17 protein-coding genes are annotated in these 17,495 nt (G+C 37.3%); 2 read left to right on the top strand and 15 right to left on the bottom strand.

Going from position 1 to position 17,495, the window contains the following annotated elements; translation table 11 throughout:
- Positions 1–111 precede the first annotated feature (111 nt).
- The 10 genes from MHI22_RS21330 to MHI22_RS21285 all read right to left on the bottom strand — a co-directional run bounded on the left by MHI22_RS21330 (position 112) and on the right by MHI22_RS21285 (position 11,692).
- A complete protein-coding gene (locus MHI22_RS21330) occupies positions 112–1,263 on the bottom strand; it encodes a M20 metallopeptidase family protein (RefSeq protein ID WP_271912503.1) in 1,152 nt (383 codons plus the stop codon).
- Positions 1,264–1,427: 164 nt separating this feature from the next.
- Complete coding sequence (sdaAA, locus tag MHI22_RS21325) at positions 1,428–2,336, bottom strand: L-serine ammonia-lyase, iron-sulfur-dependent, subunit alpha (RefSeq protein ID WP_249645909.1); 909 nt, start codon at positions 2,334–2,336, stop codon at positions 1,428–1,430.
- 14 nt (positions 2,337–2,350) lie between these two features.
- Positions 2,351–3,013 carry an L-serine ammonia-lyase, iron-sulfur-dependent subunit beta gene (gene sdaAB / locus MHI22_RS21320; protein WP_036124814.1) on the bottom strand — a complete coding sequence of 221 codons (663 nt, stop codon included), beginning with the start codon at positions 3,011–3,013 and terminating at the stop codon, positions 2,351–2,353.
- Between the two features lie 351 nt (positions 3,014–3,364).
- Entirely contained in the window at positions 3,365–5,014 is a 1,650-nt protein-coding gene (locus tag MHI22_RS21315) for a DAK2 domain-containing protein (RefSeq protein WP_058843492.1), read from the bottom strand.
- Between the two features lie 18 nt (positions 5,015–5,032).
- On the bottom strand, positions 5,033–5,392 hold the full coding sequence (locus MHI22_RS21310; RefSeq protein ID WP_004269431.1) for an Asp23/Gls24 family envelope stress response protein: 360 nt from the start codon (positions 5,390–5,392) through the stop codon (positions 5,033–5,035).
- Positions 5,393–5,500: 108 nt separating this feature from the next.
- Positions 5,501–6,706, bottom strand: coding sequence for a GGDEF domain-containing protein (locus MHI22_RS21305; RefSeq protein WP_058843491.1), 1,206 nt, complete (start codon positions 6,704–6,706; stop codon positions 5,501–5,503).
- Between the two features lie 171 nt (positions 6,707–6,877).
- Positions 6,878–8,482 carry a M20/M25/M40 family metallo-hydrolase gene (locus MHI22_RS21300; protein WP_036124820.1) on the bottom strand — a complete coding sequence of 535 codons (1,605 nt, stop codon included), beginning with the start codon at positions 8,480–8,482 and terminating at the stop codon, positions 6,878–6,880.
- Positions 8,483–8,520: 38 nt separating this feature from the next.
- Positions 8,521–9,942, bottom strand: coding sequence for an amino acid permease (locus MHI22_RS21295; RefSeq protein ID WP_036124822.1), 1,422 nt, complete (start codon positions 9,940–9,942; stop codon positions 8,521–8,523).
- A gap of 101 nt (positions 9,943–10,043) precedes the next feature.
- Positions 10,044–10,805, bottom strand: a complete 762-nt coding sequence (locus tag MHI22_RS21290) for a dimethylarginine dimethylaminohydrolase family protein (protein ID WP_036124824.1) — start codon at positions 10,803–10,805, stop codon at positions 10,044–10,046.
- A 14-nt stretch (positions 10,806–10,819) separates the two neighbouring features.
- Positions 10,820–11,692, bottom strand: a complete 873-nt coding sequence (locus MHI22_RS21285) for a dimethylarginine dimethylaminohydrolase family protein (protein WP_340812640.1) — start codon at positions 11,690–11,692, stop codon at positions 10,820–10,822.
- A 267-nt stretch (positions 11,693–11,959) separates the two neighbouring features.
- Between MHI22_RS21285 and MHI22_RS21280 the strand changes: the two genes are divergently transcribed.
- Together MHI22_RS21280 and rpmB are read left to right on the top strand one after the other, a co-directional pair.
- Positions 11,960–12,703, top strand: coding sequence for an IclR family transcriptional regulator (locus tag MHI22_RS21280; protein ID WP_036124840.1), 744 nt, complete (start codon positions 11,960–11,962; stop codon positions 12,701–12,703).
- A gap of 185 nt (positions 12,704–12,888) precedes the next feature.
- Positions 12,889–13,077, top strand: coding sequence for a 50S ribosomal protein L28 (gene rpmB / locus MHI22_RS21275; RefSeq protein ID WP_004227417.1), 189 nt, complete (start codon positions 12,889–12,891; stop codon positions 13,075–13,077).
- Between the two features lie 97 nt (positions 13,078–13,174).
- Here the strand turns inward: rpmB and spoVM are convergent, their stop codons facing one another.
- From spoVM to pknB, 5 genes are read right to left on the bottom strand one after another with little or no spacing between them, the layout of a single operon-like run.
- Positions 13,175–13,276 carry a stage V sporulation protein SpoVM gene (gene spoVM / locus MHI22_RS21270; RefSeq protein ID WP_099805045.1) on the bottom strand — a complete coding sequence of 34 codons (102 nt, stop codon included), beginning with the start codon at positions 13,274–13,276 and terminating at the stop codon, positions 13,175–13,177.
- An 18-nt stretch (positions 13,277–13,294) separates the two neighbouring features.
- Positions 13,295–13,945, bottom strand: coding sequence for a thiamine diphosphokinase (locus MHI22_RS21265; protein WP_101966391.1), 651 nt, complete (start codon positions 13,943–13,945; stop codon positions 13,295–13,297).
- Positions 13,942–14,610 (bottom strand): ribulose-phosphate 3-epimerase, encoded by a 669-nt coding sequence (gene rpe / locus MHI22_RS21260; RefSeq protein WP_058843488.1) that lies wholly within the window; start codon positions 14,608–14,610, stop codon positions 13,942–13,944. Before rpe ends, MHI22_RS21265 begins: the two co-directional genes overlap by 4 nt.
- Positions 14,611–14,612: 2 nt before the next feature.
- Positions 14,613–15,497 carry a ribosome small subunit-dependent GTPase A gene (rsgA, locus tag MHI22_RS21255; protein WP_036124921.1) on the bottom strand — a complete coding sequence of 295 codons (885 nt, stop codon included), beginning with the start codon at positions 15,495–15,497 and terminating at the stop codon, positions 14,613–14,615.
- Positions 15,498–15,508: 11 nt separating this feature from the next.
- Positions 15,509–17,494: a Stk1 family PASTA domain-containing Ser/Thr kinase gene (gene pknB / locus MHI22_RS21250; RefSeq protein WP_036124923.1), complete on the bottom strand. Its 1,986-nt coding sequence runs from the start codon at positions 17,492–17,494 to the stop codon at positions 15,509–15,511.
- Position 17,495 lies beyond the last annotated feature (1 nt).

The following is a 17,495-nucleotide window of genomic DNA, read 5'->3' as shown; positions in this document are numbered from 1 at the left end:
CTCTTTATGTAACCATCCTAGCTTCCTATATCTAATGTATCATATATTAATTCGCAGCCTCTACACATAAGCAAAAACCCCATCAATGCATGATAGGGTTATAAACGTCTGTCATTTATATTGCAAAATCATGTCAATAAAAAGCTTAATGGCATCAGGAAAGACATCTTCATCTAAATCAAATTTTGGATGATGATGTGGATATTGGCTTTTTTCGCCACCCATCCCAACAAAAATAAATGCACCTGGCCTATGCTTTAGATAATATGAAAAATCCTCGCCCCCCATTACTGGATCAACAAGCTCGAATACATCCTGCCCAAAATTTTCACAAACGATAGATTCTACGAAGCGTGATTGCTGAGGATCATTGATAAGGGGAGGCGTCCCTATAATAAAATCGATTGTCCCTTTCGCCCCAAAAGCATGGCAAATCCCTTCTGTTAAACTTACCATCTTCGCTTGAATGGTAGCTACTGTTTCAGGAGTTAATGCCCTAATCGTTCCTATTAATTTTGCTGTCTCTGGAATAATGTTATACGTTGTTCCTGCTTGAATATTTCCTACTGTAATAACGCCAGCCTCAATAGGATTGATTGTTCGACTAATGATACTCTGAAAGGCTTGCATTAAATGGCTCGCAATATAAATGGGATCAATCGTTTCATGTGGCATTGAACCATGTCCACCATGACCTTGAATCTCAATTTCAAAATCATCGACCGAAGCCATCATTGGCCCATGCGTTAAGCCTATTTTCCCTTTCTCTAAACCTTGCCATAAATGAATACCAAAAATAGCATCAACATTTTCTAGCACGCCATTTTGAATTAAAAAATCTGCTCCACTTGGTGTGATTTCTTCAGCTGATTGGAAAATAAGCATAATATTTGACTCGATTTTTTCCTTATTCATCGCTATCCATTGTGCTACTGCCAATAAAATCGCTGTATGCCCATCATGACCACACATATGTGCCACACCTGGCTTTTGAGAGATATAGGGCTTATCACCTTCTTCAACAATTGGTAAGGCATCTATATCTGCTCGTAAGGCAATTGTCTTCGTACCTTTTGTTCCTTGAATCATAGCCACTACGCTAGGAGGATCATACTCTAATATTTCAATTTGAAGCTGCTCTAATCGTTTACGAATAAATTGACTTGTTTCAAATTCTTGTCCAGAAAGCTCTGGATATTGATGAAGATAACGACGATCCTCTATAGCTTGTTTTGTTAAAAATGGTAGATTAGTTATTTCCACTAAAAAAACTCCTTTTAATTTACCTTGAGCGTTCCTACAAAGGAATGGAGCGTCTGATAAAGCCCCCCTTACAAAATGGGTGCTTATTTTATTATACTAAAATCATTCGCAACTAAACCAATATAAAAACATGCTACCTTTTTAGATAGCATGTTTCACCAGTTTTATTGAAGAGCTTTAATACTTTGTAGGCCACCATTTTCAAGTATAGCTTTACTAATAGCCTTTCCTGTTGGTGTTGCCGCTAGACCGCCTCGTGCAGTCTCTTTCAGATTCGGACTCATGGATTGTCCAATGCGATACATAGCGCCAATTACTTCATCACAGGGAATACGACTTGTTACACCTGCAAGTGCCATATCTGCCGCTACTAGCGAGTTAGATGCACCCATGGCATTACGTTTGACACATGGTACTTCAACAAGACCTGCTACTGGATCACAGACAAGACCAAGCATATTTTTTAAGGTAATGGCAAATGCTTCCGAACATTGCTGTGGCGTACCTCCAGCCATTTCAACAATGGCAGCAGCAGCCATTCCTGCAGCAGAACCAACTTCTGCCTGACAACCACCAGCAGCACCTGAAATGGAAGCGTTATTCGCAACCACAAACCCAAAAGCTCCTGACGTAAATAAATAACGGATCATTTGCTCACGAGTTGGATTTAATTTATTTTTCACTGCAAAAAGCGTTCCTGGTACAACACCTGCAGAACCCGCTGTCGGCGTTGCACATATTGTTCCCATCGCTGCATTTACTTCATTTGTTGCAACGGCTTTGCTTACAGCATCTAATAATAAATCACCTGATAGTGATTTTCCTTGCGCAATATAATTTTGAAGCAATACGGCGTCCCCACCAGTTAAACCTGTTACTGATTGCACACCTTGTAATCCTCGTTCAATGGCTTCTTCCATCACGGTTAGATTTCGATCCATTTGTTGGATGATTTCTTCTCGCGTTCTGCCAGTAATCAATATTTCCTGTTCGATCATGATTTCTGATATTAATTTTCCTTCTTGCTCTGCTCGTTCTACAAGCTCACGAACATTATGAAATAAAACGTCCATTTTGGGACACCCCCTTAGTTATTAATTTTAGAAACCTTTGTAATATGTGGAATTAAAGATATTTGCTGTAGCACCTTATCTTCAATGTTTTGATCAATTTCAATCACCATTAGAGCTGTTAAACCACGTTCTATACGTGAAACTTCCATATGCCCAATATTGACTTCATGCATTGCTAAACAATTGGCTACATTGGCAATACAGCCAGCACGATCATCATGCACAACAAGAATTGCTGGCATACCACCTGTTAAACGTAGCTTAAAACCATTGACTTCACTGATTTCAATTTTTCCGCCACCAATCGAAATACCAACTACAGACATTTCCCCTTCATCGTCTCCAATGACAAGCCGAGCTGTATTGGGATGCTCCGTATTAGCCGTTTCGGGAATAAATTCATATTCTAATCCCACTTTTTCGGCCTCTTCAAATGCTATTTTAATACGGTCATCAAATGTATCGTAATCTAATAGGCCCCCCACTATCGCAACATCTGTACCATGTCCTCTATACGTTTCAGCAAATGATCCATATAAATGAATTTTTGCCCATTTAGGTTGTCTACCAAATAAATCCCTTGCAACACGCCCAATGCGAGCTGCACCTGCCGTATGAGAGGAGGAAGGCCCAATCATGACTGGTCCAATAATATCAAATACTGAAGTAAACTTCATACAAACACCCCTCTATTCTATTCATATAATAATATTTATTTTTACTTATATCATGCTTGATAGCTACTATAAAAGTAAAGCATTTAATTTATCAACTTTCAGAAAATTACCACTACTATAATTTATAGTAACTATATAGGTTTATTTTTTGTCCACACCATATATACACATCAATAAAACAGTTGATATTCCAATAATTCCAAATTTTTTATCCTCTGGACACGTACATCTAGCTGTTCATATTTAGCACGTTTTTACTAAATATTATACATCCTCTTCTTTGTAGCATAAACAAAAGCAGTACACGTTTTGTGCACTGCTTTCTTTACGGAATAGCAAAGTAGCATGTAATTATTCTACTGAAATAATATATGGATATAACCCTTGTTTACCATCAAATAATTCAACTTCTACATCTGGATAGTTCTCTTCAATGAAAGCTGCTAATGCTGAAGCAGCCTGTTCAGTTGTATCTTCGCCATAGATCACTGTAACTATCTCAGCATCTTCATCGACTAAATCTGTGATTACCTTTTCTGCTGCATCCTTTAATGCTGGTGTAGAAAGGACAATTTTACCTTCTGCTAATGCCATAAAATCATCTTTACGGATTTCCACACCATCAATAGATGTATCACGCACTGCATAGGTTACTTGACCTGTCTTCACATTAGCAAATGCATCGGACATTGTCTTTTTATTTAGATCAACAGCTGCTTCAGGGTTAAACGCTAAAATCGCTGCCATCCCTTGTGGAATCGTCTTCGTAGGAACAACCGCTGCGTCAATCTCTAATAGTTCAACCGCTTGCTCTGCTGCCATAACGATATTTTTATTATTCGGTAAGATTAATACTTTTTCTGCACCGATTTCTTGTACGGCTTTAACGATATCTTCAGTTGAAGGGTTCATTGTTTGACCACCTTCAATGACATATGAAGCACCGATAGAGCGCAATAATTCTGCCACACCCTCACCCATCGCAATCGTTACGATAGCATACGGATGTTTTTCTACTTTTTTGGCAGTCGTTGGTGCTTTATGCTCCTCACCAACAATCGCTGAATGCTGCTCACGCATATTATCAACTTTTATTTTAATAAGACTACCGTATTTTTGTCCGATTGATAAAACAGAACCTGGTTGCTCAGAATGGATATGAACCTTCGCAATTTCTTCATCGGAGATCACAAGCAAAGAATCCCCCAAAGGATTTAATTCATTACGGAAATGCTCCTCATCGAAAGGTTCTTTCCCTTCTTCTAAACGCACCATTATTTCAGTACAATAGCCAAATTCAATATCTTCAGTATTCATGAAATCCTGTACTCTATGATGCTCTGCATTGATTAAATCATCTAAGGTCGCATCATTTTTCTCTGGAAGAGGCTCACCTTTTAAAGAGGCTAGAAACCCTTCATACACAAATAGTAAGCCCTGACCACCACTATCCACAACACCGACCTCTTTTAAAACAGGTAGCAATTCAGGTGTGCGATCTAATGAAGCCTTTGCTTCTGCTGTAAAAGCTTCCATCACGGCAATGATATCGGTTTCAGTTTCTGCCACTTCTACACCTTTTTTTGCCGCCTCACGTGCTACTGTTAAAATAGTTCCTTCTACAGGTTTCATAACAGCTTTATAAGCTGTATCAACACCCGCTTGGAAAGCCGCTGCAAAGCCTTTTGCATCAATGGTTGCTTCTTTTTCAATAAACTTCCCAAAGCCTCGGAATAATTGCGATAGAATAACGCCTGAATTTCCGCGCGCACCCATTAAAAGACCTTTTGATAATGCCTGTGCTGTTTTACCAATATGTTCTGAAGCGGCAAGTTCTGTTTCCTTTGCGCCAGATGTCATCGATAAGTTCATATTAGTCCCTGTATCACCGTCCGGTACTGGGAATACATTTAATGAATCTACATAATTTGCATTTTGGTATAGATGATGCGCACCCATTTGTACCATTTCAGCAAACTTTATACCGTCTAAAGACTGCATTCGATTTAGTTCCTCCTCTTAATTCGCTACACGAACGCCCTGTACAAAGATATTGACAGATTTTACGCTCATACCTAATGTTTTATCTACTGTATATTTCACTTTCGATTGCACTTGGTAAGCAACTTCCGAAATTTTTGTCCCGTAACTAACAATAATGTACATATCTATATGTAAATCGTCGTCCTGTTGTCGAATAACAACACCTTTTGCGAAGTTTTCTTTACGTAAAATATCAGTTAGACCATCACGAATTTGATGTTTAGATGCCATGCCAACAATACCGTAGCATTCTACAGCAGCACCACCAGCAATTTGTGCAAGTACATCTGTTGAAATATCAATTTGGCCGAATTCATTGTTTAATTCAATTGACATAGGAATGCCTCCTTGGCTCTTTTTGACTAAAGTATATTGTAACACTTTCGTTATAATTTAAGCAACCTAAGGCAGTATAGAAAGGCTTTATAGCAACGTTTTCTGACTTCAAATAGACGCATTTTCCTTTCCGTCAAAAATTGCCATTTTACGAAAATAGTTATTTCGTCCGTTCTGCTTAGCTAAATATAACGCTTGGTCAGCAATATCACAGCATGTTTGTAAATGCTCATACATTGTCAGGTTAGCATGACACATTCCAATACTAACCGTTACGTATTGAACAATATCTGATTGCCTATGTGGAATCTTTAAGTCACGCACTTCCTTTAAAATTTCTTCACATATAGGCTCAGCAAACTTCTCAGTATGCTGACTAATCATAATAAATTCTTCTCCACCCCAACGAGCAACAAACGCCTGATACTTCTCTGCAATTTCCGCCAATAAGGAGGCTACTTTAACAATGACCGCGTCACCCTGTATATGTCCATAGTAATCATTAAACTTTTTAAAATAATCAATATCAATCATCATTACCGTTAATGTTTGTGGTTGATGAAGCTGATGTCCTATTTTAGTCAATTGCTGATTAAATGCTCGTCGATTTGGCAGATTCGTTAAAGGATCTTTTAGTGCTTGCTCTGCTAATGCTTTATTTTTAACAGCTAGCAGCTCTGATAATTGTTTCGTTTTGATCATTTCTTCATCCAATAAAATATGCTGCGTAGTTATTTGTTTTCGAACCTTGTAGGTCTGATATTGAATTATGATACCAATCGGAATTAAAAGAGACATCGGTAATATGACTTTAATATTCTCACTGGACATGCCAACACTCAAATATGTACTCGCAATAATTGCTGGTGCAGAAAGTAAAATAATCCAACTAATTTTTCGTAAAGGTAATGCAAATACCGTACAAATAATGATTAAAATCACCTCATATAATGCTGCATGATGAAAGAAATAAACATCCATTACCGAAATTGCCGTAATCAATAGCATAATCGTGTAAATATAAATAACAACTAGGTGTTCATACTTCTGTATATTAACAGAGGTAATGTGAATTCGTTTTTCCCTAACAAATAACAATACGGCTATATCTATATAAAACATGGCGATATGAATGGCAATATAGACGGGGACCATGGCTCTTTCTGCTTTGACAAAGAAAACCTCTCCATAATGAATAAGGGAAATAATAGCCGATACATACATAAGTGACCAAGCAACTGTTCTCATCCCTTTTAAATTCGACTGAACCATTTCTTTGCGAATAGAAAAAGCTATTTTTTCTTGATTTTTCATAATACTCGCTCCTATTGTCCGCTTTCAGTTATATAATGTTCTATATGTATCGTCTAAAGAATGAAAAATACAAGTAGGTCGAAATTTTTTTGATAAATAAAAAAGTTGATACTTTTATAGCATCAACTTTGTTTATATTATATTCAGTTCAATATTTTAAAATTTATTTGACTAAAAAAGACTTTTAATAAGCTTGTCGATCATAACAGGCATTTCTTTAAAGGCACTATCCACATGCAGTCTTTCTGTTTTTTGGTGTGCATCTTTGCCAAAGGGACCGACATTTAATACAGGCCCCTGTAATGCAGACATTTCTTTAAACGGAATACTATACGTATCTCCCCATACAGGTGTGTTACGTTCGAATGCTAACCACTCGTTTGAATCATCTGTGTAGTTAACATAACTTAAATCACAAATCCCGTTAAAATAATGAATCTGCTCCACCTCAATAGCAAATGTTTGAGCCGTTTTCTTCATCAATTCAATCGATTGAATAACAAGTGGATGATTGGATGAATTAATTGCTGGATAATAAGGTGGTGCATATAGCAAAACTGTTGCTGGTGCTAATTCCTGACAACGAATCATGAGCTGATCAACAATACGTATAGATTTTTCACGATCGTCCCATGCGTGATGCTGAAGAACTTGCTGTTTGATCGTTCGCACTTCCTCCTCACCCAATTTATGGATAGCATGCTCCAACAATGCCTCATATCGCAAAACCTGTACATTCCCTACCCCTTGTACTTTTTCTCGGGTGCAAACTTTTTGGTATTGCTCATTACAAGCAGCCATGGCTTGTAATGCCACTTGTTCAAAGATAGCCATTACTTCTGCAGCTGTACGTTTTAATAAAAATACATTGTACAGTGCAGCCGCACGATATGGTGTTTGTGTAGAATACTCCATTTTTAAATCTTTTAATTGTAAAGAAACTGGCAGTGGCGTACTTTCTCCCAAATCTGTTTCACGGAAAAGAGGATTCCACTCCATGTACTGTGTCATATAAGAAGCAATAAAGTTAGCGGTCATGCCCTTTAAAGGTTCGCCAACATGCGTCTCTTTGCCATAAAATAAAGCAGCTGGCATTATTTTCCCTATAGTACCTGAATAGATATATTCATTTGTATCAGATGGCCCTTGCGAAAAGGAAGGTTCACTATTTAAAAATAATTTATAGGTTAGCCCATGTTGTTCACGAAGTCTCACAAGCTCCACAACAGCAGCTCGCATTCCAGCAGAGTTTACTTCCTCATCAGGTACAGTAGTTAAAATCAAATTAATTGGCCATTGTTCAAAGCTTGCCTTTTCAATGAGCTGCATATGTAAAGCAAGTCCCATTTTCATATCCATTGTGCCACGACCAAATAAATAATTACCTGACTCCAAATCAATTCTAGCCGCTTCTGGTAAATCTTCTTTGTATTTAGACTCCATCAGTTTTTTTGTTAATTCCTCTGGATAAAAAGCTAGTGGCTCTAGTTCTCCATATTCCTCCGTATGCACTGTATCGAAGTGACTGATTAACACCACTGTTTCTGTTGCTGTTGGGTGCTTATAAAATGCCGTAACAGCATTTCTTCCAAGCCCTGCATCATGTAATTCAATAAGCTCTGGATGTTTTTCAAAATATGGAAGCGTTAACAATTTATCTTTTAATTTATAGGCAAAGTCATTTTCACCCTTTGTCAATGTCCTGCTTTCCCAACTGACAATTTCACATAGCAATGCTCGCAGTTTTTCAGGTGTATTCCACATATAATTATTCATACAAACTCTCCTTTAGCCTCAATTCGTTAAATTTTTGGTTAACGAATTTCTAGTGACTCTTCACTTTTACTATCTGTCGTTGTTGCATTTTTTAATTTCAATTGATAAAAAATCATACAGGCAATAAAGAAGCCAATCCCGTACAGTAAACCGATTCTTTGCGTTGGATCAAACGCTAAAAATACTAAAATAAATACACAAAAGATAATACAAAATACAGGTATTAAAGGAAATAGAGGTGTTTTAAATTTTAAATCAGCCAAATTTCCTCCAGACTTTACATAACGATAGCGGAACATTAGTTGAGAAGCACAAATCCCCATCCATGAGATTGTGACAGAGATTCCGGCCACCGACATGAGTAACACAAATACTGCATCTGCTTCCATTACACTTGTTAATAAGGATAATAGTGAGAAAGCCATTGTAAAAATGAGCGCATTTAAAGGCACTTTATTTTTAGTCAATCGACCAAATAACTTAGGTGCCATTCCCTCTTGTGACATAGAAAATAATAAACGTGTTGACGCATACAGACATGAATTGCCGACTGATAAAATAGCCGTTAATATAACAAAATTCATGATACTAGCTGCATATGGAACACCTGCTATATTCATCAACGTTACAAATGGACTTTCTACAAGACCAAGCTCTGATGCTGGGAATATCGCCGATAATACAATAATGGAGGCAATATAAAAGACTATAATTCTAAAAAGAATAGTACGAATCGCTCTTGGAATATTTTTTTCAGGGTTCTCGGTTTCACCTGCTGCAATACCAACAAGCTCTGATCCCTGATAAGAGAAAATAACATTCATCATTGTGACAAAAATAATAGAAATACCTGCTGGGAATAAACCAGTAGGTGCTAAATTTGTCAGATGTGGCGTTGGACGATCTGCTAATGGAATTAATCCGAAAATGGCCGCACCACCTATAATGATAAATGCTATGACTGCAACAACTTTGATACTAGCAAACCAGAACTCTGCTTCAGCGAAGCCCTTTGTTGTTAAAGCATTTAAGACAAATAAAAGAACCATAAACACAGCACACCAAATCCATATCGGTACAGTCGGAAACCAATGTTGCATTAAAATCCCAGCAGCTGTAAATTCAACACCAGCTGTGGCGGCAGACCCGACAAAATACATCCAGCCTAATGAAAAACCAGCTGAAGGACTAATGAAACGTGTAGCGTATGTTTGGAAGGAGCCTGTAACTGGCATATAAACAGCCAATTCCCCAAGACAGTTCATGACCATAAACAAAATTAGGCCACCAAACAAGTAACCAATTAGAGCACCACCTGGTCCTGCTTGATTAATGGTATAGCCAACATTTAAAAATAAGCCCGTTCCAATAACACCCCCAAGTGAAAGCATTAATAAGTGACGGCTTTTCATCGATCGATTTAATTGATTGTTGTGAAGCTGATCCCCTTTATTCAACATCCATCCCTACTTCCCATATAGTGTAAATATTCAGATAATCAAGGAATAAAAGTACCCAATCAATTTTCCCTTTTAAATTGATTGGGCAATGTTAGCATGTCTTAAAAACGTAATGATAAACAACTTAAGCCACCATCGTGTTTTCTAAACTCAGACATCTCAAGTTCAATAGTTTGATAGCCAAGATTTTGTAATTTACGATTTGTTTCTGGGTAGCCAGCTGGAATAATAATATAATCATTTACTTGAATACAGTTAGCAGAATATTCATCTTCTTTAGGAATCACGATTTTATCATAAGATTCAAATGCAGGGTGATCGACAAACTCACCAGCTACCACCATACGATTATCCCCAACATAGGCAACCCCTGTTTTTAAATGGAAGAACTCTTTTAATGGAATAATAGTCGCTTCATAGCCTTCTTGCTCAACAATTTTTTTAAATTGCTGTGCGCCTTCTTCATTTGTACGGTCTGAGATCCCTACGTAAAATTTCTTCTCTGCTTGTAATACATCTCCACCATCAAGCGTTCCAGAGCCTTTAATATAGTAAATTTTTTCAAAGAATGGTTTCACTGCTGGTTCAATATCTTCGATTTCACGATTACGAGCAGCTGCTCCAGGGTTTGAGATAATAGCAAATTCAGATGTTAATACTGCCGTATCTTCTACAAATGTTGAATCTGGGAATGCTTCATTTGCTGGTAATTGTGTAACCTCAACGCCACATTTTTTCAAAGCATCTATATACTTTTCATGCTGTTCAAACAATTTTTCTAAAATGGGTTTACCTAAATCACTAGTTGTTAACCCGTTTACAAAACTATTTCCTGGATTTTTAACAATAACATTTTTAAACATAATTTTCGTCTCCTTTATCCTCTTACTACTGGACAAGTTAGGCATGTTGGCCCACCTGTTCCTTTAACAGTAATTTCATCACCTTTATATTCAAACACTGTTGCACCAGCATCAAGTAGCTGTTGTTTTGTTACTTTGTTCCCTTCAGGAATAACGTACACTCTTGGTGCAAGCGCCAAGACATTACAGCCCAGTGCATCATACTCATCCTTCGGTACTTCTATTAATTGGATGCCTCGCTCGATAAGCAGTTGTCGGAAAAATACTGGCATTAAACGTGAATGTACAACAGCTAAATCTCGATCTACCATACTTATGAAAGACATTAAATGTAAACACTCAGCTTCACCTAAGTCATGGAGTAGCTGCACAACAATAAACTCATCCACCATATCCGCTGTCATTTCCTTTAATTGATGGATAGCTTCATCATTTGTACGATAACCTCTACCTACAACGAGTGTTCGATCATCTAACCAAACAAGATCTCCACCATCTGATACCGCCTCTCCTGTTAGTTCCCCAATGATTGGAATACCTTTCTCCTGTAAAAAGGCCTTATATACTGCTGCTTCTGACTGTCTCAATTTTTTGCCAGATTTCAGTATAATGGCGCCATTTGGTGTGAATTTAACTGGATCATGTGCATAAAGCGAATCTAACCCTACTTCATCATTAGCAGGCAAATAATCAATCGTATCAACATACTTTTCAAGAATCCTAATAAATTCAGCATATTCTCTTAGCGCTTCTTCATAGTTAGGCTCAGATAAATAGTTAAATGTTTTCCATTCATCGCTAAGATGTGCCTGGCTTCGGAAAGCATCTTTCGGATGTTTTACTATAACGTGTTTCAAAGGTGCATACATTGATGAACAATAATGCATTCCCTTCACCCCTTTTCCGTGTAGTGGAAAACGTTTCCGTTAAGAGGAAAGTTTATATGAAAAATATATTCGTTTTATGCTATACTGTCAATATATTTAGAAAACTTTTTATTTTTCCTTTAATCTAAATTTGATTTATCCATTGAAAAACAATTGTACGAGGATTCATTTTACACATCTTTGTATAGACATCTATTCGCTCGAAAATATTGGAACTAGACGTAATTGGAGAATAAAAATAAAATAGGAGGAAGGGAGGTGGGACAAATGCAATTATTAGAGCGAGCTATGACGATTGCGAAGGTTTTAGCATCTGAAGCAAATGACCGTAGCTTGTCTATTTCAGAGCTTTCTACAAAATGCAATTTACCACTAAGTACTTTACATAGAATTTTAAAAGCCATGATTAAACAAGGTATGATTGAACAGGATGAGCAGACTAAGCATTATCGCCTCGGAACAATATGGATGGAACTTGGCTTACAGGTATATGACACGATGGATTATATTAGTAAAATTAGACCTGAATTAGAACGCTTAGCAAGAGAAGTTGAAGAAAGTGTCTATTTAAGTAAGCCTGCTGGTTTAGATACGATTATTATAGAAAGAATAGACAGTGCTGCAAATCCGATTCGTATTTATGACCAACTTGGCATTCGCATACCTATGCATATCGGCGCAGCCAATAAAGCCATTCTTGCCTCTATGCCTGACACTCAGTCAAAAGAAATTTTGGAACAGCTAATAACGAAAGACGAAATTGCTGAATTAGAAGGACAACTTCAAAACATCCGACAGCAGGGCTATGCAATAAGTCATGGAGAACGAACTGCTGGTACTTCCTCCATTGCGGTATCTGTACAAGATGGTTTTGGTGAAGTGATAGGTGCAGTGAGCATCGGCTTTGTGAATTTTAATGTCTCTCAAGATCATATTAATACATTAATTGAGCGCTTAGTTGATACTGGTAAACGTGTATCGACAAAACTTGGTTATCGTGGAAAAGGGTAGTAATACTTCTTTTCTTAAGTTTCCCTTCTTTTACTAACTGATTTTTGCCTGTAAAGGTTTTTTTCTTGAAAGGATATGTGAAAACTATTGCACTGAACGCCATCGTATGTTAAATTATTATGGTATGTGAAATACCGAACTGAAATAATAATCTTTCAGCATCAACAGTAAGGAGGGAATACAACATGCCAAAACAATGTGTAATCACTGGACGTAAAGCTCGTACTGGTAACAACCGTTCCCACGCTATGAACGCTAACAAACGTACTTGGGGTGCTAACCTTCAAAAAGTTCGTATCTTAGTTGACGGTAAACCAAAACGTGTATGGGTTTCTGCTCGTGCATTAAAATCAGGTAAAATCGAGCGCGTTTAATCGCCGCTTCTAAAAAATCGATTTCGCATTGGGCGCAAATCGATTTTTTTCTTTTTACAGTATTCAATATACTTAAAGTAAAAAAATCCGACTAACATTAGTCGGATTTTTTTACTTTCTTATCTTTTTTAAATAGGTTAATACACGTACGCGTGATACTACTCACGAATTTCGGCAGCTGGAACGTATATACTTTCAGGACTCTCTCCCCCTTACGCTAATCTATGCTTCTTATCATTAAACATATGCCATGCGAGAAAGATATAGACCCTGAAGTTCCTATTATTTCATTACTTGTAAATCGTGATGTTCCTAAAGAGATTTCCTCATTCGTTGTTTCATATTTTACTTGCCGTAATGTCACATTTTGAATCGGTTCCTCATGAGCAAAAAAAGACAAGTATCGGTATCGATCATCTGCAAAAATAGTATGCGTACCAGGTAATAAAAATTGCAACATATTTGCATGATTAATAATCTTCAGCTCAACTTGAGGATGCTCTTTTTGGAGTCGATAAATGGAACGAACCGCTGCCTCATAATGATCTAAGCGCCCACCTGTAACACCTGTTAGGACAATTTCTTGAGGTGCATAAGTATAGGCTTTAAGCAAAGCTAAATCCGTATCTGTTTCATTTTTCTCTTCCTGAAAACGTTGTTGGTCATTGGTTTGTGCCAGCACAAATTGATATTCCTCATCTGTTAAGGAATCAAAATCACCAACAATGGCATGAGGGGTAATCCCATGCTCCAGTAAATATAAAGCACCACGATCTGCTCCAATAAATACTACATCCTGTTGTTGAAACGATGAAAATGAGCAAAGCTCTTGTTTTGGACCACCTGCACAAACAACGACTATCGTCATCTCTTAATCGCTGCCTCACCAGCCGCTAAAATCTCTTGGAGTGCAGCTGTTCGATCTTCTTTACTATAAATAGCTGATCCTGCCACAAAAATCGTCGCTCCAGCCTGTGCACATGGAACAATCGTTTCAGCAGTAATACCACCATCAATTTCAATGGCAATCTCTAGACCCCGCTCTTTAATAATTGCCGATAATGCTTCAATTTTAGGTACAACAGAATGAATAAATTTTTGTCCACCGAAGCCTGGATTAACAGTCATCAACAATACCATATCGATATCTTCTAAAATGTGTTGAATCGACTCTATTGGTGTATGTGGATTTAATACTACGCCAGCCTTTACACCATACGAACGAATTAATTGTATTGTTCGGTGTAAATGACGACATGCTTCAACATGCACTGTAATATAATCTGCACCAGCTTTTGCAAATTGTTCAATATACTGATCTGGATTTTCAATCATTAAATGTACATCTAACGGTAAATTCGTTAATGGACGGATAGCATCCAATACGATTGAGCCAAATGAAATATTCGGTACAAAGTGACCATCCATGACATCAATATGAATCAGTGTTGCACCTGCTTGCTCTACTTCTTTTACTTCTTCCCCTAATTTTGCAAAATTTGCTGCTAAAATTGATGGTGCTATTTGTATCATCATTAATACCTCGGCTTTCGATCCATAATTTCTTGCATAAATTGTTCATAATGCTTGTAGCGGTAGTCACGAATTTCTCCCGTTTCTACTGCTGCCTTTACTGCACATTTTGGTTCTTTCAAGTGTAAACAGCCTCTAAATTTACAATCATCCGCCACTCTGACCATTTCAGGAAAACATGCGCCTAATTCCTCTTTATCAATTTCATCAAAATCAAAAGAACTGAATCCAGGAGTATCTGCCAATAAACCATCACAGACCTCAATAAGCTCGACATGACGAGTAGTATGTTTTCCTCGCCCTAAGCTTTGCGAAATGATGCCTGTTTTTAAGTTTAATTCAGGAATTAGTGTATTCAGCAAAGTTGATTTTCCAACACCAGATTGACCTGCTAATACAGTGGTTTTTCCTTTTAAAATAGGCTGTAGGCGTTCAACTAATTCTTCCTCATCTTTATAGGTTTGTAAAACCGTATAGCCCATGTTTTGATAATCGACGATATATTGCTGTAATTCCTCACGTTTATCATTTTCCAGCAAATCCATTTTTGTTAAACAAATAATAGGATGTACATGGAATGATTCTAAAACAACTAAAAAGCGATCCAATAAAATGGTATTGAAATTAGGTTCTTTTACGGAAAATACTAAAATACCTTGATCAATATTGGCAATTGGCGGACGAACTAATTCATTTTGACGCTCCAAAATCTTTTGAATGGTACCATCCGATCCTTCTGTTTCCGTTGAATATTCTACAATATCACCAACAAGCGGGGATTCTCCGCGATTGCGAAAGACCCCACGTCCTCGACATTGAATAAGTTGATGACCATCATAAACATAATAATAACCGCTTAATGCTTTTCTTATTTGGCCTTGCGCCATCCAATTCCTCCTTAATTGACATCCTCATATTTAACTTTGTCTTCTAAGATTATTTCTGAGTCACGGATAATTCTATAACTTGCATCTTTGCCTTCTTCAATAACAAGCTGTATATTGTAAGGTGTATCATCTAAAATTGGAAACTCTACTGGTTCAGAAAATGTATGATTTTTATCTTGAATTTCAATGCGAATGTTTTGAGCTATACCCTCTTCTGTAGGTTTATACTCAATGACTACAGGTATGACCAGTGGTTTATCAGGCTTTTTCGCTGGTCCTTTACTGATCACAACGGATATGAAGGAACCTTCTTCCACCATAGTACCCGCTTTTGTCAATTGTGATATCACACTGCCCGCAGGAATCGACTCATGATATTCTTCACGTGAAATACGCCAATTAAGGCCAACTCTCCTCACATAGTCATCCATATCCGCTTTTGTATAATTATTGAGGTTTTCAAGCCTTATCATTCTAACCCCTTGGCTTACTTTAAACGTAATTGTTTCTTCCTTCGCAACAACTTCAGTATTTGGGGGTATACTTTGCTCAATGATTCTTCCTTCTGGTTCATTAGAAGGGACATCCTCTTTTAGTACTTCTTTATACTTTCCTTTTATTAAAGCTTCCACTTGACTATAATTCTGTCCAACATAATTATCTACAGTCGTCATTTCCACACCTAAGCTGACGATTAAATCAATCTCTGTGCCTTTTGCACGCAATGCATTTTTTGCTGGATCTGTTTCAATGATCTTACCTTTCTCAATTTCCTCATGGTTCCGCTCCTGATGCTCCTCACCAACAACAAACCCCTCTGCTTCTAATTTTTTTGTAGCTTCTTCCACAGTTAAATTTGTTACATCAGGTACAGAAATTTTTTTCGGGCTAAACGAATCTGTTGCAAATAAAAAGAATAGGAAGATGACAATCACAGCAATCAATAATCCAGCAACATACTTTGGCCAATTTTTCTTCTTTCCCTTAACAGGAGCTGGTTTTTCAACAGTTTTTTTAGGCTTTGCTTGAGATGGTGTTTTCACTTCCATAATCGGTTCCATAACTCTCGTTTGGGTTAAATCTTCGCCTTTTTTATGAACAGGCTCTTTAATAATTGGTATAGCTTTCGTCGTATCATTATCAACAGGTATGACAAATTTTGGTTCGTTTACTCGTGTTGGTGATAAGACTGTTTCCAAATCATCATATATTTCTTCCACTGTATTATAACGATGGGAAGCATCTTTAGCCGTAGCCTTCAGCACCACATTTTCCAAACTTTGAGGAATGGTTGCATCAAAAGCACGAACAGAAGGTGTTTCTGTTTGTAAATGCTTGAGTGCAATGGAAACTGCTGATTCTCCAGAAAATGGTAATTCACCTGTTAATAATTCATATAGCACAATGCCAAGTGCATAAATATCTGATTTATTAGTAGCCGTCCCGCCTCGCGCTTGCTCAGGTGATAAATAATGCACCGTACCTAACACTGAATTCGTTTGTGTAAACGATGTAGCACTTAACGTCATGGCAATACCAAAATCAGTTATTTTTACATTACCCTCCGCATCCATTAAAATATTTTGCGGCTTAATATCACGGTGGATAATATGATTTTCATGGGCATTTGCAATGGCAGACGTTAATTGTTTCATAATATGCACACTTCTAGCAGGAGAAATTGGTGCAAATTCTTGTATGTACTGCTTTAACGTTTTTCCTTGAACATATTCCATCACGATATAATGTAGATCGCCATCGTCCCCTACATCATAAACACTAACAATATTTGGATGTGTAAGACTTGTAGCAGACAGTGCCTCACGTTGAAAACGTCGATGTAATTCATCCTCATTGGAAAAATCATAGCGTAATATTTTTATGGCTACATCACGGTTTAATATCATATCGTGCGCTAAATAAACATTGGACATACCTCCGCCACCAATGAGCTGCAAAATTTTATAACGGTCACTAATTCTTTTACCTACAAGCATT

Origin of the sequence: Lysinibacillus sp. FSL L8-0312 (genome assembly GCF_038003285.1) — a bacterium.
In the GTDB taxonomy this organism is placed as follows: Bacteria; Bacillota; Bacilli; order Bacillales_A; family Planococcaceae; genus Lysinibacillus; species Lysinibacillus fusiformis_D.
This window is presented reverse-complemented; position numbering and strand designations above follow the sequence as displayed.

Coding starts and splice junctions, on each gene's coding strand:
- sdaAA (WP_249645909.1), bottom strand. CDS start 2,336: ATGGACGTTTTATTTCATAATGTTCGTGAGCTTGTAGAACGAGCAGAG.
- sdaAB (WP_036124814.1), bottom strand. CDS start 3,013: ATGAAGTTTACTTCAGTATTTGATATTATTGGACCAGTCATGATTGGG.
- MHI22_RS21315 (WP_058843492.1), bottom strand. CDS start 5,014: ATGCAGTCTTTAGACGGTATAAAGTTTGCTGAAATGGTACAAATGGGT.
- MHI22_RS21310 (WP_004269431.1), bottom strand. CDS start 5,392: ATGTCAATTGAATTAAACAATGAATTCGGCCAAATTGATATTTCAACA.
- MHI22_RS21305 (WP_058843491.1), bottom strand. CDS start 6,706: ATGAAAAATCAAGAAAAAATAGCTTTTTCTATTCGCAAAGAAATGGTT.
- MHI22_RS21300 (WP_036124820.1), bottom strand. CDS start 8,482: ATGAATAATTATATGTGGAATACACCTGAAAAACTGCGAGCATTGCTA.
- MHI22_RS21295 (WP_036124822.1), bottom strand. CDS start 9,942: ATGTTGAATAAAGGGGATCAGCTTCACAACAATCAATTAAATCGATCG.
- MHI22_RS21290 (WP_036124824.1), bottom strand. CDS start 10,805: ATGTTTAAAAATGTTATTGTTAAAAATCCAGGAAATAGTTTTGTAAAC.
- MHI22_RS21285 (WP_340812640.1), bottom strand. CDS start 11,692: ATGCATTATTGTTCATCAATGTATGCACCTTTGAAACACGTTATAGTA.
- MHI22_RS21280 (WP_036124840.1), top strand. CDS start 11,960: ATGCAATTATTAGAGCGAGCTATGACGATTGCGAAGGTTTTAGCATCT.
- rpmB (WP_004227417.1), top strand. CDS start 12,889: ATGCCAAAACAATGTGTAATCACTGGACGTAAAGCTCGTACTGGTAAC.
- MHI22_RS21265 (WP_101966391.1), bottom strand. CDS start 13,945: ATGACGATAGTCGTTGTTTGTGCAGGTGGTCCAAAACAAGAGCTTTGC.
- rpe (WP_058843488.1), bottom strand. CDS start 14,610: ATGATACAAATAGCACCATCAATTTTAGCAGCAAATTTTGCAAAATTA.
- rsgA (WP_036124921.1), bottom strand. CDS start 15,497: ATGGCGCAAGGCCAAATAAGAAAAGCATTAAGCGGTTATTATTATGTT.
- pknB (WP_036124923.1), bottom strand. CDS start 17,494: ATGCTTGTAGGTAAAAGAATTAGTGACCGTTATAAAATTTTGCAGCTC.